Genomic DNA, 12,150 nt, shown 5'->3' on the forward strand with positions numbered 1-12,150 from the left:
GAGCATTGTTATGTGGAAATGGTTACATCTCTTGGCTAAACCCGAAAGACTGTATCGGCTTTGTGGCCAATGGTTGCCTTGGCTTGCCGTCGCCACGGCATGTACTCTTGGCCTAGGGTGGGGGTGGGGATTTGTCTTCGCACCGCCCGATTATCAGCAAGGTGAGAGCTATCGCATCATGTATATACATGTTCCTGCGGCGATGTGGTCAATGGGGATTTACGCGGCAATGGCCGTTAGCGCTTTCACTGGATTAGTTTGGCAGATGAAAATGTCGGACTTAGTGGCCAGAGCCATGGCTCCCATCGGTGCAGCCTTCACCTTAATCGCGCTCGTTACCGGCTCAGCTTGGGGAAAACCCATGTGGGGGACTTGGTGGATATGGGATGCTCGCCTCACATCAGAGCTTATTTTGCTGTTCCTCTATATGGGGATTATCGCCCTCTATCATGCCTTTGACGATCAAAGAGCTGCTGGCCGTGCTGCCAGTATCTTGATTTTAGTCGGTGTGGTGAACTTACCGATCATCCACTATTCGGTACAGTGGTGGAACACCTTACACCAAGGCTCCTCTGGTCTATTGCAACAAGCTATCGCACCTGAAATGCGTACCCCTTTACGTTGGTCGATCTTAGGGTATTTACTTTTCTTTATCACCTTAACGTTAAGTCGATTACGTAATTTATTGCTGCACACTGAGCAACATCGGCCATGGGCGAGAGAGATAGCCCAACAGGAGAGCAAAAAATGAGTCCTGCATTTCATTCTTGGTCGCAATTTTTGGCGATGGGCGGATATGGCTTTTATGTATGGCTCTCGGTATGCGTAGCCTTGTTAGTCATGAGTGTTCTAGTGGGACACAGTGCTTATCAACGTCGTCACTTATTGACGGTGATCGTGACGAAGCAAGATCGTGAGCAGCGGATTCTTGCTGCAAAAAAACGCAAGCAGAACGCGGGAGCTAAACCATGAATCTTCGTCGACGTAAGCGGTTAATGACGGTATTGGCCATCGTGATTGGGTTGGGGATGGCCACGGCGTTGGTGATGTATGCCTTACGGTCGAATATCGATCTCTTCTATACCCCGAGCGAAATTCTTAACGGTAAAGGGGATGATCATCAAATCCCGGAGCCAGGACAACGTTTACGCGTTGGCGGGATGGTCATGCCCGGTAGCGTTAAGCGCGATCCGACTACCCTTGCGGTAAGTTTCAAATTATATGATGCAAATGGGGTAGTGTCGGTTAGCTATATCGGGATCTTACCTGACCTGTTTCGTGAAGGGCAGGGGGTTGTCGCCCAAGGTGTCTTAGCGCCTAACCATCTGATAAAAGCCGAGCAAGTGTTAGCGAAACATGATGAGAAATATACGCCACCGGAAATTGAGGATGCGATGAAGAAGAATCACCAACAAGCGGGTGTAGCCCAGGTGGGGAATAGCGAATGATGCCTGAGATTGGGAGCTTCCTATTATGCTTAGCCACAGGGCTGTCGCTAGTGCTGAGTATCTGGCCACTCTGGGGGACAAGAACCCTTAATTTACGATTGATGGCATTAGCGCGTCCATTAAGTTATGCCCTGTTCTTGTGTATCGTCGGCGCATTCTTAATCTTGGTAAATGCCTTTGTTGAGAATGATTTTACCGTTGCGTATGTGGTCGAAAATTCGAATACATTACTGCCCGTCTGGTATCGAGTTGCAGCAACCTGGGGGGCTCACGAAGGTTCGCTATTACTGTGGTTATTGATGCTAAGTGGTTGGACCTTTGCCGTGGCCTGCTTTAGTCGAAAAATGCCACTGGATTCTGTGGCACGAGTACTGGCAGTGATGGGGATGATTAACCTCGGATTTTTGCTATTTCTGACCTTAACCTCTAACCCCTTTATCCGTACTTTACCCAACTACCCCGTCGATGGTGGCGATCTTAATCCGATGCTGCAGGATATTGGGCTGATTTTCCATCCCCCGTTACTGTATATGGGCTATGTCGGGTTCTCAGTGGCCTTTGCCTTCGCTATTGCGTCGCTGATGACTGGGCGTCTTGATACCGCGTGGGCAAGATGGTCGCGGCCTTGGACCACCGCGGCATGGGTATTTTTAACTATCGGTATTGTCTTAGGCTCAGCGTGGGCCTACTACGAACTGGGCTGGGGCGGATGGTGGTTCTGGGATCCGGTCGAAAACGCCTCGCTAATGCCTTGGCTGGCCGGTACCGCGTTAATTCACTCCTTAGCGGTCACAGAAAAACGTGGCACCTTTAAATCTTGGACGGTGTTATTAGCGATTACCGCTTTTTCGTTAAGTCTATTAGGGACCTTCCTGGTTCGTTCTGGTGTGCTAGTGTCGGTGCACTCTTTTGCTTCCGACCCGACACGCGGGATGTTTATTCTGATTTTCCTTGTTATCGTCATCGGAAGCTCATTATTACTGTATGCCTTAAAAGGCGGTAAAGTCCGTAGTCGTGTTGATAATCAATTCTGGTCTCGAGAGTCATTTTTACTCGGCAATAACGTTTTACTGATTGCCGCGATGTTAGTGGTGTTACTCGGTACGCTTCTGCCGCTGGTTCACAAGCAACTCGGGCTAGGTAGCATCTCGATTGGCGAGCCATTCTTTAACACTATGTTTAGCTGGCTGATGGCTCCCTTTGCCTTATTCCTAGGGATAGGTCCGCTGGTGCGCTGGCGTCGTGATGAACCCCAAAAGTTAGTGAAGCGTTTAGTCTTGGCTATGCTGGTGACCTTGATAGCCGCGATAATCATTCCTTGGTGGTTGCAGGATCGTATTCAAGGGATGACGGTCGTCGGATTAGTGATGTCACTGTGGGTGGTTATCCTGACGATTATGGAATTACACGAGCGTGCCACTCACCGTCACCGTTTTTGGCAAGGGCTAACAAAGCTCTCTCGCAGCCATTGGGGCATGGTATTAGGGCATCTTGGCGTGGCCGTCACAGTGATAGGGATTGCCTTCAGTACCCAATACAGTGTCGAACGAGATGTTAGGATGAAAGCGGGTGACAGTGTCTCGATTCATGATTACCAATTTACTTTCCGCGGAGTGAAACCTCTGCAAGGGGCGAACTACAGCGGCGGCTCCGGGGTTATCGATGTGACGCATCAGGGTAAGACGGAGGCAGTGTTATATGCTGAAAAACGCTTCTATACGGCTGCGAGAACGATGATGACCGAAGCGGCGATCAGCGGAGGGGTGACGCGAGATCTTTACGCTGCGTTAGGTGAAGAGCTAGAGGATGGCTCTTGGGCCGTTCGTATCTACTATAAACCTTTCGTCCGGTGGATCTGGTTCGGTGGCGTCTTTATGGCTATAGGGGGGATTTTCTGTATTGCAGACCCGCGCTATCGCTCTGCGAAAAAAGCCCAGAAAAAAGGTGAGAAATCATGAATAAAAAAATCCTTTTTATTCCCTTGGTCCTCTTCCTATTACTTGCCGCCGTGCTGCTTTGGCAATTAACCCGAAATGCACAGGGCGATGATCCGACGCGGCTTGAGTCTGCTCTAATAGGTAAGCCTGTACCCACTTTTCGACTGGAGTCGCTGTTTGAACCGGGTAAACGCTTCGATCAACAGGTATTGATCGATGGAAAACCCTTACTGCTTAACGTCTGGGCGACATGGTGTCCGACCTGCCGTGCTGAGCACCAATACTTGAACCATTTAGCCGAACAAGGCGTAAGAGTGGTAGGACTGAATTATAAAGATGATCGGACTAAAGCTATTAACTGGTTGAATACCCTTGGTAATCCGTACTCGTTGAGCTTATACGATGGCGATGGAATGCTGGGGCTGGATCTCGGGGTATATGGTGCCCCCGAGACCTTTTTGATCGATGGCCACGGCATTATTCGTTATCGCCATGCCGGCGATATGAATGAACGCGTCTGGCAGCAGGAAGTGAAGCCATTGTGGGATAAATATTCACAGCAGGGGCCGCACTGATGTTTAGACAATGCTTAATAGCGCTCGCGGGTCTATTACTGACAACCACGGTTTGGGCGGCGATCGATACTTACCACTTTTCATCGGTCGAACAGGAAGAGCAGTATCGAGAGTTGACTCAATCATTACGCTGTCCAAAGTGTCAGAACAATAGTATTGCCGATTCTTCGGCGATGATTGCAGCCGATATGCGTGAAAAAGTCTATCAATTGATGGAGCAAGGGCAATCTCGCCAGCAAATTATCGATTATATGGTCGCCCGATACGGTAATTTCGTCACCTACGAGCCGCCCGTTACCCCTTCTACGCTTATCTTATGGTTAGGGCCTTTACTGTTTGTGATCGGTGGTGGTGTCGTCATCTTCCTGCGTGCCAAACGTCACCCCCAAGCTGCCAAGCTGTCGGGTGAAGAGCAACAGCGTTTAGCGAGAGTGATTGCCGAAAAGGAGCAACAGTGATGGGAAGTTTATGGTTAGTGCTATTCGGGATATTGGCAGTAGCCTGTGTCGTGATCGCTGTTGCCCTTGGCCGGAAACCACGCGACTACGCACAGTTACGCGATGAACTGAATACACTCTTTTACCAACAGCGGTTAAAAGAGATCGAAGAGGATGATGCGCAAGGGATCGTCACCGAAAAGTCGGAGCTGGTGACAGAATTACAGCATTCGTTATTAGCCGACTTACCTGAGAACACGACTCATACGGTACGATTAGGCAAGCCTTGGGTAATGCTACCGATTATTCTGGTAGTGATCGGCGTCTCGCTGGCAATGTATCTAAAAACCGGTGGGATAATGCAACAGATGGTGTTGAACCAAGTCGAGCAAGATTACCCGCAGCTTCGCGAAAGATTAATGAATCCACGGGCTGAGCACCTCACCTTGGGTGAATTACAACAATTTTCCTTAGGATTGCGCGCTTCATTACAGAATGACCCTGATAATGTACAAGATTGGGCGATGTTGGGGCGTCTGGGAATGGTCCTGAATAACAGCCAGTTAGCCAGTCAAGCGTTCGAAAGGGCTTTACATTTGGCACCCGATGATGCGGGCTTAAAAAGCGATTACGCTGAAGTATTAGTGCGTTCGCCTGATCCACAAGATAACCGTCAAGCCCAGCTCTTGTTACAAGATATGCTGACAAAACAGCCTCAGGATACGCGTCTACTGACGTTATTAGCGGCAGATTTCTTTGCGCAACAGAAATATTCTGACGCGATCCGCTATTGGCAGCAGTTGCTTCCTCAACTTGCGCCGGGTTCTGCTCAGCGGGATGCCGTAGAGAAGGGAATCGAACAGGCTAAAACTAATGCGGGTCTACAAACTAGCCAGCTAACCGTTAATATCGATTTAAGCACTTCTGCTAAAAGAATGTTACCGCAAAATGGTGTATTGTATATTTCTGTAACCGATGGTGTCTCACCTGTTCCTGTCGCGGTTAAACGCATTCCCTTAAGCCATTTTCCTTTGAGTTTGGTTCTGGATGACAGTAATGCAATGGTGCCTGAGCGGCTCCTTTCTGCTCAACATCAGTTACAAGTACGTGCACGAATTTCTCGCGATGGTAGCGCCAAACCAGAAAAAGATGATTGGTTTGGCTTGAATTCAGTGACTCACTTTACCGGTAAACAGTCTCTGTCTGTCATCATTGATCAGCAAGAACCTTAAAAATAATAACGGTGCGAAACATGGCAAATAACCTCTCTTACCGGCTTGCAGCATTAAGTCTAGCCACGCTAGTTTTAGCAGGATGTGCGAGTTCAAAACCTGATGAAAATCAGCAGACGTCACAACGTAGTGACCCGCTGCAAGGGTTTAACCGTAAGATGTTTAATTTTAACTATGATGTGCTGGATCCCTATATTGTTCGTCCGGTCGCGGTAGCATGGCGGGATTATGTTCCCGTTCCAGCACGTACCGGAATTAGTAATGTGCTCGGCAACTTAGACGAGCCTTCGTCGATGGTGAACTACCTACTGGAAGGGGACGTCGAACGGGCTGCCATTCACTTTACCCGGTTCTTCCTTAACTCGACCTTGGGTCTAGGGGGATTGATCGATGTGGCGGGTAAAGCCAATCCGCAACTCGCCCGCGAACATTCCCATGGCTTCGGTAGCACGCTGGGACATTATGGTGTGGGTTATGGTCCTTATGTGGAGCTACCCGGCTACGGCAGTTTCACTGTCCGTCAAGACGGTGGTGACTATGTCGATAATCTTTACGCCCCCCTCAGCTGGTTAACAATTTGGTTATCAGCGGGTAAATGGGTACTCGAAGGCGTCGAAACGCGTGCGCAGTTACTCGATTCTGATGGCATCTTACATCAGCAAAGCGATCCTTATGCCTTTATCCGTAATGCCTACTTCCAGCGTTATGACTTCTTAGCCAATGGTGGCAAACTGAAGCCTGAAGATAATCCTAACGCACAAGCCATCCAAGGCGATTTAAAAGATATAGACTCAGAATAATACAGCGGTCACGAGGCTGCGTTATTTCAAAAAACGCCCAGTAATGGGCGTTTTTCTTTTTTTAAGGGGATTTTTTTTGTTCGCGATTACAGCGATTTGCAGGGTATAGGCGCGTACTAGGGTTGACTGTGTTAGAGAGCTAAGGTAAAAAAGCAGATTCACGCGCAGACAGTGACAGGCGCTGAATCAATTTCCCTTTCAGTAACGGTGCTTTATGCATGTTTATATAATGCGTCATGGCGACGCAGCGCTCGATGCGGCAAGTGATGCGCAACGTCCGTTGACACATTGCGGTGTTGTCGAATCCCAGCAAATGTCTCGTTGGCTAGCAGTACAACAACCTGCTTTCGATATGACGTTGGTCAGCCCTTTTTTGCGCGCGCAACAGACATTCAACGCTTTCTCTGAAAACGTCACAACACGCGGTGAGGTTGAAACCTTAGAGATGCTGACGCCATCCGGTGATGCTCAAGCCGTCGGTGACTACCTTCAAGGCTTAGCGAGCGAAGGGGTGGAGAGCGTGATGATTATCTCCCACTTGCCTCTAGTCGGCTACTTAGTCTCGACCCTGTGTCCAGAGCAGTGCCCGCCCATGTTTGCCACAGCGGGTATCGCGCATATCGACTATGATGCCAAATCAGCGCGCGGCACCCTATGCTGGCAGGAAAGTCCGTCACGTCTTGCCACGGCAATGTAAGTTAATGCTGATCGGAAGATTAAAAGAGGGGCGTTGCTAGCTCGTCAACTTCGATCAGCATCAAAATTGCCGCATTCCCGCCGAACATTTTTGGTGCTTGATGAAACGCCATGACATGTGGATGCTGAGCCAACCATAACGGTGTTTGTTGTTTAAGTATGTGCTTACCATGTCCATGCATGACTGACGCACAAAAAAGACGCTCCCTCCTGCATGCCGCGATCATCGCACCCAACTCTTTTTTTGCTTGTTGCTGAGTCAATCCGTGCAAATCTAAAAAAATCTCAGGGGTATAATCACCCCGACGGAGTTTTTTAACCTCATAGGGGCTGACATCGGATCGGGTATAACGCACTGGACCATCTTCTGCGAGTAATGGCTGATATTCGTCGGAAAAATAGTGGCTGTTATCGACCTGTTCGCTAATAATTCTTTTTTGCGGGAGGGCGCGCTCGATTTTCTTCGCTAGCGGATGCAAGACGGTATCTTGCTTGAGACGACGCGTGTCACCCATGAGTGTTCTAAATAGGTCAAGATCGTCTTTATCAAGGGGGGCTTTACGGCTCATCGTCGTTCCAGCTACTAAATTATTATCTTGTCATTTTTAACGGCAATGCATCAAAAATCAAATTTCTCTTATCAATTACTGAGCAGAGGTGAAAATAGCCGTCTATTGAAGCTGAATTTAGCATAAGTTCGTGGCAAACTAGGTAAAGTTTTGTTAGTTGCCCTGGAGGGCATGTGGATAAATTTTTTGCCGAAGAGGTGGTAAGCGACCTGCATACCATCCAGGATATGTTACGTTGGACAATTAGCCGTTTTTCCGCCGCCGATATTTGGTATGGTCATGGGACAGATAATCCTTGGGACGAAGCGGTTCAACTCGTTTTACCTACCCTACATCTTCCTCTCGATCTGCCTGAAGAGATGCGCACGGCAAGGTTAACGCGTTCAGAGCGTGAATTGATTGTGGAGCGTGTCACCCGTCGTGTATTCGAGCGTATACCGGTCGCCTACTTGACCAATCAAGCATGGTTCTGCGGTCACGAGTTCTACGTCGACGAACGCGTATTAGTCCCGCGCTCCCCGATTGGTGAATTAATTAATCATGGGTTCTCTGGGTTAATTAATCGCTCGCCACGCCATATCCTCGACCTCTGCACAGGCAGCGGGTGTATTGCGATTGCTTGCGCATATGCTTTCCCTGATGCGGAAGTCGATGCGGCCGATATCTCGCCGGATGCCTTAGCCGTCACCGAGCAGAATATTGATGCCCATGGCATGATGCATCAGGTTACCCCACTGTGTTCAGACCTGTTCGATAATATCCCACCGATTAAATACGATCTTATCGTCACGAATCCTCCTTATGTTGATGCAGAGGATATGGATGACTTACCTGATGAATATCGTCATGAACCGGAATTAGGCTTGGCTGCGGGTCACGATGGCTTGATCCTAGTGAATCGCATGCTGGCACAAGCGACCGAATTCCTGAGTGAAGAGGGCGTGATGATTTGCGAAGTGGGTAACAGCATGGTGCATATGATTGAGCAGTACCCAGAAGTACCCTTTACTTGGCTGGAATTTGAGCAAGGGGGCGATGGCGTCTTTATGTTGGATTATCAACAGCTTCTGGACTGTAAGCCTATTTTTGAAAAGTATTCGACGAAATAAGTCGATTTTTCAGCATAGATTAACGATAAGGATAAAACATGGCTGGAAATACAATTGGTCAACTTTTCCGTGTCACCACCTTTGGTGAATCACACGGTATCGCACTCGGGTGTATTGTCGATGGTGTGCCGCCGGGCATTCCGTTAACAGAAGCTGATTTACAGCATGATTTAGACCGTCGTCGTCCGGGTACCTCACGTTACACCACACAGCGTCGCGAGCCTGATCAAGTCAAAATTTTGTCGGGTGTGTTTGAGGGGAAAACGACCGGAACCTCGATTGGTTTATTGATTGAAAATACCGATCAGCGCTCACAAGATTACGGTGAAATTAAAGCGTTGTACCGCCCTGGCCATGCTGATTTTACCTACGATCAAAAATATGGTTTTCGCGACTACCGCGGGGGGGGCCGCTCCTCGGCGCGCGAAACGGCGATGCGCGTCGCTGCCGGTGCTATCGCTAAGAAATACCTGCAACTACAGCATAATGTTGTTGTTCGCGGCTATTTGGCGCAGATGGGTGACGTCTGTTGCGAATTGAAAGATTGGTCACAGGTTGAACAAAACCCGTTCTTTTCACCTGACAGTGATCAACTTGAGGCACTGGACGCGCTACTGCGTGGCTTAAAAAAAGAAGGTGATTCGATCGGCGCGAAAGTCAGCGTGGTCGCTGAAAATGTCCCCGTGGGACTAGGCGAGCCAGTATTTGACCGTCTCGATGCCGATCTCGCGCACGCCTTAATGAGCATCAATGCCGTAAAAGGTGTCGAGATTGGCGACGGTTTTGAGGTGGTCGAGCAACGCGGTAGTCAACACCGTGATGAGATCCGTCATGATGGCTTTCAAAGTAATCACGCTGGCGGCATTTTAGGCGGTATCAGTAGTGGACAAACAATTACTGCCTCTATCGCGTTGAAGCCTACGTCGAGTATTACCGTGCCGGGGAAAACCATTACTCGCCAAGGTGAAGAAGTGGACATGATTACGCGCGGTCGTCACGATCCTTGTGTCGGCATCCGCGCCGTACCCATTGCCGAGGCGATGACTGCTATTGTGTTAATGGATCATTTGCTAAGACATCGTGCGCAATGCGCTGATGTCTCACACCCTCAGAAATAAGGCAACGACTATGATGAAACAGTGGATGGCCGGCAGTGCTCTATTTATTGCTTCAGCGTGTGCAGCCGTTGCTCAGACGCCATGGCAAAAAATTCAGCAACCGATCGCGGGGCCTGTACAACCGATTGGTAGCTATGCAAACGGCTGTATCATCGGGGCGCAAGCACTACCGCTTGAGGCGCAGCATTATCAAGTAATGCGCCAAGATCAACACCGCTATTTCGGTCATCCTTTGTTGATTCAATTTATCCAACGTTTTAGCCAAGATATTGCGCAGCAGACATCCGGTACCGTGTTAATTGGCGATATGGGGATGCCAGCGGGAGGGCGCTTTAGCAGTGGCCATGCCAGCCATCAAATAGGCTTAGATGTCGACATCTGGTTACAGCTTCCTCGCCAGCGTTGGACACCTCAGCAGTTGCTGCATCCACAGCCGCTTGATTTGGTCACCGCCGACGATAAGTCTGTTGTAAGTCGTCTTTGGAGCCGGGATATCGATACGATGGTGCGCCAAGCTGCTGAAGATCCGCAGGTTGCGCGTATCTTTGTTAACCCGGCGATTAAACAGCAATTATGTTTGGATGCGGGGAGTGATCGTCAATGGTTACAAAAAGTTCGTCCTTGGTTCGCGCACCGCGCCCACATGCATGTGAGATTACATTGCCCAGCTAATGATACACAATGCGTCGAACAGGCACCGCCGCCAGCCGGTGACGGATGTGGCGCAGAGTTACAAAGCTGGTTCGAACCACCGAAACCTGGTGTACATCCGGTGAAACCTAAGCCACCGGTCCTGCCCGCCAATTGCCAAGCATTATTGGACAAACATTTACTGTAAGGGATCCACATGGATTGGTTTGTTGTAACGCCTGGACTGGTCGTTTTACTGTTTTTTGTGGCAGTACTTGCCGCCTTTATCGACTCGATTGCTGGCGGTGGCGGGTTATTGACGGTACCGGCCTTATTAGCCGCTGGCTTATCCCCCGCCCAAGTATTAGCCACCAATAAATTACAATCCGTAGGTGGTTCCTTTTCTGCGAGCCTCTATTTTGTCCGACGCAAGGCTGTTGACCTGCGTCAACAGTGGTTAAATATATTATTTACCTTTGTTGGGGCAGTTGTCGGAACCATTACTATCCAGCATCTCAAGGCGGATATTTTACGTCAGATACTGCCATTGCTGCTGATCGGCATTGGGTTGTGGTTTCTCTTCATGCCAAAATTAGGCGAGGCGGATAAGGTTGCCCGTCTCGAAGGACTGGCCTACGCCTGTGTTGGCGGTGGCTGTGTCGGCTTTTATGATGGTTTTTTTGGACCGGGGGCCGGCTCTTTTTATGCTTTAGGTTTTGTCACCTTGGCGGGCTTTAATCTTGCCAAAGCGACAGCGCATGCCAAGCTACTTAATTTTACATCCAACTTTGCCAGCTTACTGTTTTTTATGATGGGTGGAAAAGTGGTTTGGGGCCTAGGTGCCATCATGCTTATCGGTGCAGTCTGCGGTGCCAGATTAGGGGCTCGCTTGGTGTTAAGCCGTGGGCAAAAGTTGATACGACCAATGGTCGTAGTGGTGTCGATGGTGATGAGTGCCAAACTATTGTGGGACAGCCATGGGGCGGCGCTGATGCATAGCATCGGTTTATAATTATACGAAGAATACTTTATGACTCAGCAACACGATTATCAGGACATGATCAGGATATTTGATCACTGTTTCTTTGATGATTTTAGTACAAGACTGGTAAAGGGTGAGGATGAACCTATCTATTTACCCGCCGATGAGACGTGTGACTATCATCGAATTGTTTTTGCTCATGGTTATTACGCCAGCACACTTCATGAGATCTCACATTGGTGTATCGCCGGACCAGAGCGCCGATTACAGGTCGATTTTGGCTATTGGTATTGCCCTGACGGGCGGGATGAAACGACCCAAGCGCAATTTGAACAGGTTGAAATTAAACCTCAAGCGTTAGAATGGATCTTTTCGGTTGCTGCCGGATTTACGTTTAATATTAGCTGCGACAATCTTGAAGGCACTTGTGAGCCGGATCGTGTTGCTTTTCAGCGTAAAGTGCATGCACAAGTGATGCACTATCTCGAACAAGGGTTACCTGAGCGTCCTGCTCGATTGGTTGCCGCTCTACAGGATTTTTACAATACGGAACCGTTACATAGCGAACAATTCCCATGGCCTGAGACGTTATAAGTTACGCCAACATTTTTAGGAAA

At 49.1% G+C, this 12,150-nt stretch carries 15 protein-coding genes; 14 read left to right on the top strand and 1 reads right to left on the bottom strand.

Annotation, left to right across the window (positions count from 1 at the left end):
* Window positions 1–10 precede the first annotated feature (10 nt).
* From MKR94_RS13980 to sixA, 9 genes are all read left to right on the top strand, one after another.
* Complete coding sequence (locus tag MKR94_RS13980) at window positions 11–751, top strand: heme ABC transporter permease (protein ID WP_241647493.1); 741 nt, start codon at window positions 11–13, stop codon at window positions 749–751.
* On the top strand, window positions 748–972 hold the full coding sequence (ccmD, locus tag MKR94_RS13985; protein WP_241647494.1) for a heme exporter protein CcmD: 225 nt from the start codon (window positions 748–750) through the stop codon (window positions 970–972). The genes MKR94_RS13980 and ccmD overlap by 4 nt, the downstream gene beginning before the upstream one ends.
* Window positions 969–1,448 (top strand): cytochrome c maturation protein CcmE, encoded by a 480-nt coding sequence (gene ccmE / locus MKR94_RS13990; RefSeq protein ID WP_241647495.1) that lies wholly within the window; start codon window positions 969–971, stop codon window positions 1,446–1,448. The genes ccmD and ccmE overlap by 4 nt, the downstream gene beginning before the upstream one ends.
* Window positions 1,445–3,406 carry a heme lyase CcmF/NrfE family subunit gene (locus tag MKR94_RS13995; protein WP_241647496.1) on the top strand — a complete coding sequence of 654 codons (1,962 nt, stop codon included), beginning with the start codon at window positions 1,445–1,447 and terminating at the stop codon, window positions 3,404–3,406. Before ccmE ends, MKR94_RS13995 begins: the two co-directional genes overlap by 4 nt.
* Entirely contained in the window at window positions 3,403–3,960 is a 558-nt protein-coding gene (locus MKR94_RS14000; protein WP_241647497.1) for a DsbE family thiol:disulfide interchange protein, read from the top strand. Before MKR94_RS13995 ends, MKR94_RS14000 begins: the two co-directional genes overlap by 4 nt.
* A complete protein-coding gene (locus MKR94_RS14005; RefSeq protein ID WP_241647498.1) occupies window positions 3,960–4,418 on the top strand; it encodes a cytochrome c-type biogenesis protein in 459 nt (152 codons plus the stop codon). The genes MKR94_RS14000 and MKR94_RS14005 overlap by 1 nt, the downstream gene beginning before the upstream one ends.
* Window positions 4,418–5,629: a c-type cytochrome biogenesis protein CcmI gene (gene ccmI / locus MKR94_RS14010; protein WP_241647526.1), complete on the top strand. Its 1,212-nt coding sequence runs from the start codon at window positions 4,418–4,420 to the stop codon at window positions 5,627–5,629. Before MKR94_RS14005 ends, ccmI begins: the two co-directional genes overlap by 1 nt.
* Window positions 5,630–5,649: 20 nt before the next feature.
* Window positions 5,650–6,429, top strand: coding sequence for a phospholipid-binding lipoprotein MlaA (mlaA, locus tag MKR94_RS14015; protein WP_099824184.1), 780 nt, complete (start codon window positions 5,650–5,652; stop codon window positions 6,427–6,429).
* A gap of 214 nt (window positions 6,430–6,643) precedes the next feature.
* Complete coding sequence (gene sixA / locus MKR94_RS14020) at window positions 6,644–7,126, top strand: phosphohistidine phosphatase SixA (RefSeq protein WP_048912358.1); 483 nt, start codon at window positions 6,644–6,646, stop codon at window positions 7,124–7,126.
* A gap of 19 nt (window positions 7,127–7,145) precedes the next feature.
* Here the strand turns inward: sixA and smrB are convergent, their stop codons facing one another.
* Complete coding sequence (gene smrB, locus MKR94_RS14025; protein ID WP_241647499.1) at window positions 7,146–7,694, bottom strand: endonuclease SmrB; 549 nt, start codon at window positions 7,692–7,694, stop codon at window positions 7,146–7,148.
* Window positions 7,695–7,867: 173 nt separating this feature from the next.
* Here smrB and prmB point away from each other — a divergent pair, with 173 nt between their 5' ends.
* The 5 genes from prmB to MKR94_RS14050 are packed head-to-tail and all read left to right on the top strand — an operon-like array spanning window position 7,868 to window position 12,127.
* Window positions 7,868–8,803 (top strand): 50S ribosomal protein L3 N(5)-glutamine methyltransferase, encoded by a 936-nt coding sequence (prmB, locus tag MKR94_RS14030; protein ID WP_099824190.1) that lies wholly within the window; start codon window positions 7,868–7,870, stop codon window positions 8,801–8,803.
* Window positions 8,804–8,841: 38 nt separating this feature from the next.
* Complete coding sequence (gene aroC / locus MKR94_RS14035; protein ID WP_241647500.1) at window positions 8,842–9,921, top strand: chorismate synthase; 1,080 nt, start codon at window positions 8,842–8,844, stop codon at window positions 9,919–9,921.
* 13 nt (window positions 9,922–9,934) lie between these two features.
* Window positions 9,935–10,759: a penicillin-insensitive murein endopeptidase gene (mepA, locus tag MKR94_RS14040; protein ID WP_422047533.1), complete on the top strand. Its 825-nt coding sequence runs from the start codon at window positions 9,935–9,937 to the stop codon at window positions 10,757–10,759.
* A 9-nt stretch (window positions 10,760–10,768) separates the two neighbouring features.
* Window positions 10,769–11,563, top strand: a complete 795-nt coding sequence (locus MKR94_RS14045; RefSeq protein WP_241647502.1) for a TSUP family transporter — start codon at window positions 10,769–10,771, stop codon at window positions 11,561–11,563.
* 18 nt (window positions 11,564–11,581) lie between these two features.
* The gene (locus MKR94_RS14050; protein ID WP_241647503.1) at window positions 11,582–12,127 is read left to right on the top strand and encodes an elongation factor P hydroxylase; all 546 of its coding nucleotides are present in this window, start codon (window positions 11,582–11,584) and stop codon (window positions 12,125–12,127) included.
* Window positions 12,128–12,150: the final 23 nt, after the last annotated feature.

Origin of the sequence: Rosenbergiella metrosideri (assembly GCF_022602565.1) — a bacterium.
Classification (GTDB): Bacteria; Pseudomonadota; Gammaproteobacteria; order Enterobacterales; family Enterobacteriaceae; genus Rosenbergiella; species Rosenbergiella metrosideri.

Bases quoted from the DNA above. Each gene is read 5' to 3' on its own strand.
- sixA (WP_048912358.1), top strand. From the start codon at position 6,644: ATGCATGTTTATATAATGCGTCATGGCGACGCAGCGCTCGATGCGGCA.
- mepA (WP_422047533.1), top strand. From the start codon at position 9,935: ATGAAACAGTGGATGGCCGGCAGTGCTCTATTTATTGCTTCAGCGTGT.
- mlaA (WP_099824184.1), top strand. From the start codon at position 5,650: ATGGCAAATAACCTCTCTTACCGGCTTGCAGCATTAAGTCTAGCCACG.
- MKR94_RS14005 (WP_241647498.1), top strand. From the start codon at position 3,960: ATGTTTAGACAATGCTTAATAGCGCTCGCGGGTCTATTACTGACAACC.
- ccmI (WP_241647526.1), top strand. From the start codon at position 4,418: ATGGGAAGTTTATGGTTAGTGCTATTCGGGATATTGGCAGTAGCCTGT.
- ccmE (WP_241647495.1), top strand. From the start codon at position 969: ATGAATCTTCGTCGACGTAAGCGGTTAATGACGGTATTGGCCATCGTG.
- MKR94_RS13980 (WP_241647493.1), top strand. From the start codon at position 11: ATGTGGAAATGGTTACATCTCTTGGCTAAACCCGAAAGACTGTATCGG.
- MKR94_RS14000 (WP_241647497.1), top strand. From the start codon at position 3,403: ATGAATAAAAAAATCCTTTTTATTCCCTTGGTCCTCTTCCTATTACTT.
- MKR94_RS14050 (WP_241647503.1), top strand. From the start codon at position 11,582: ATGACTCAGCAACACGATTATCAGGACATGATCAGGATATTTGATCAC.
- ccmD (WP_241647494.1), top strand. From the start codon at position 748: ATGAGTCCTGCATTTCATTCTTGGTCGCAATTTTTGGCGATGGGCGGA.
- aroC (WP_241647500.1), top strand. From the start codon at position 8,842: ATGGCTGGAAATACAATTGGTCAACTTTTCCGTGTCACCACCTTTGGT.
- MKR94_RS14045 (WP_241647502.1), top strand. From the start codon at position 10,769: ATGGATTGGTTTGTTGTAACGCCTGGACTGGTCGTTTTACTGTTTTTT.
- MKR94_RS13995 (WP_241647496.1), top strand. From the start codon at position 1,445: ATGATGCCTGAGATTGGGAGCTTCCTATTATGCTTAGCCACAGGGCTG.
- smrB (WP_241647499.1), bottom strand. From the start codon at position 7,694: ATGAGCCGTAAAGCCCCCCTTGATAAAGACGATCTTGACCTATTTAGA.